The 1864-nt window shown below is 42.3% G+C and carries 3 protein-coding genes and 1 pseudogene; all 4 read right to left on the reverse strand.

What is annotated here, in order from left to right:
* A pseudogene (locus QZY09_RS01715) lies at positions 1–266 on the reverse strand (dihydroorotase); the annotation flags it as partial.
* 8 nt (positions 267–274) lie between these two features.
* A complete protein-coding gene (locus QZY09_RS01720; protein WP_295667393.1) occupies positions 275–1120 on the reverse strand; it encodes a DUF6671 family protein in 846 nt (281 codons plus the stop codon).
* Positions 1121–1145: 25 nt separating this feature from the next.
* A complete protein-coding gene (locus QZY09_RS01725) occupies positions 1146–1424 on the reverse strand; it encodes a hypothetical protein (protein WP_295667396.1) in 279 nt (92 codons plus the stop codon).
* Between the two features lie 45 nt (positions 1425–1469).
* The coding region (locus QZY09_RS01730) for a hypothetical protein (protein ID WP_295667399.1) at positions 1470–1864 on the reverse strand (395 nt) is incomplete at its 5' end.

The following is a 1864-nucleotide window of genomic DNA, read 5'->3' on the forward strand; positions in this document are numbered from 1 at the left end:
AATGTTGTAACACCACCAGCTACCGCTGCACGGGATTCCGTAAAAATCTCACCTTTATGATTAAGGCCGGGATCCCGGAAATGAACATGCGAATCAATTATACCTGGTAAAAGAAATTTTCCCTTCGCTTCAATAACCCGGAAATCACTTGAACGGCTGATGGTTCCGATCTCAGCAATTAGTTCTCCTTCTATAAGTACATCACCTACGTTAATCTTTCCCTCATTTACAATCGAGGCGTCCTTAATCAGTGTTTTATCGGCCATAAAAAATATCAGGGATTACATATATCACAAAACCTCGGCTCCTCAACTTTTTTCTTATTGGGGTATAAATCTTCTTTAGTAAAGCTGCATTTAGTGCAGCGGTAGATATAGCTTAATACCGATCGCGTGGGAGTACCGCACCATTCGCAAAGAAGGCCAAGTTTTGCATCCATAATACCAAAACCCGGTGTGTTGCACTTTGGACAGCATGTGCTGATCTTAGCTGCTAATTTTTCCGCCGCCATTGAAATAACAGCCATGCGGGTAGGATTATACATAGCTCTCATATCGGTTTCAACAAATACTTCCTGGTATTTTTTATTTATACCCGTAAATGACTTATCCAAGAAAACCCAATCCTTTATAACTTTGATAATATCAATACTCTCTTCATGCGATTTCCGGAGAATTAAGGCATGCGAGGGGAACTTTGCCCTCTCGGCGAAGTATATCAACTCCTCTTTGCTTTTAACAGCCTGGGCGCTAAAGTTAGTTTCCGTACTAAGTTCCCTCGCGTAAATCTCCAGACCATTTTTTTTATCCATGAAGAACATCCATTCATCATCAGCTGGAATAAAGGGGATGGTTGGATGCGCACCAAATGAACCTTCGCTTGCTATTGCTAAATCACAATTGCTGATTTCCATTGCCAGCAGGCATTTTTTTCTGGCGGTAGTTAATGGGTCCGTTGCCCTTTCCACTTCGCCGGTAAAAGTCCCCAACGAGTCGGTATCGAAGTTGTCTGGTACAAAGCATTCTACTTCCAACCGACTCTCTAACACCGGGGCAATTACCTCTTCCTTTCCATGCTTGGTAGCGATTACCAGCTTTCTGCCTTTAAAAATGCTCATCATAGCAACTACTGCACCCTTTATTGACTTATTTAATGATTTTTACTTCAATCGTGCTGCGTATTTCCAGATTAAGTTGCTGTTGTAGCGCAAATTCCGAAGTGTGCTTTACTGCCTCCATTATGGTTTGCAACTCCTTGATTCGCGTTTCATGATTCGATTCATCTTTGCCGAATCTTATTTTATTGCTGAATTCTTCCACGCCGTGATACTTTTCTTTGCTCATCAGCAGGTTCATCAGCAAGCTTCGCCCTTCTTCAGGGGTAAATACCCCGTTTATCAGTGTAAAATTTTGCGCACTCTCCATAGTAGCCTGGGGTTATACAACATCTTAAAATGGTACTTATTTCAACTATTGGCCTTGTCCAAGAGCATAACAAGGTTTGCCATCAAAATCATATAAGTTCTCGGTCTTGATGGTATCGATTTTGAGGTTATCCGCCTGGTAGAGTATTTGCGAGATCAGAATTTTATCCAGTATATGGCCATCTGCCGGTTTAAACCTACACCGCCAGTGATCCGTGCAAAATGTTTCTTCAAAACCCTCGGGCCATACCTTGATACCCCGGTTGGTTATCATAGTGAGTTTTACCTCGCATACCTCCTCTATTTGCTGCATTATTTTAGCAAGGTTATCAGGGCTGCTGCCGGAATGATGAACAAAAATATCTACCCCCACCAGTTCTTTTTTCGAAGGTGCTTTCCTCTGATATTTCGGGAGTTTAAGGGCAGAACCCTTGGCATAGG

The sequence above is a fragment of the uncultured Mucilaginibacter sp. genome (assembly GCF_903913935.1).
Taxonomy (GTDB): domain Bacteria; phylum Bacteroidota; class Bacteroidia; order Sphingobacteriales; family Sphingobacteriaceae; genus Mucilaginibacter.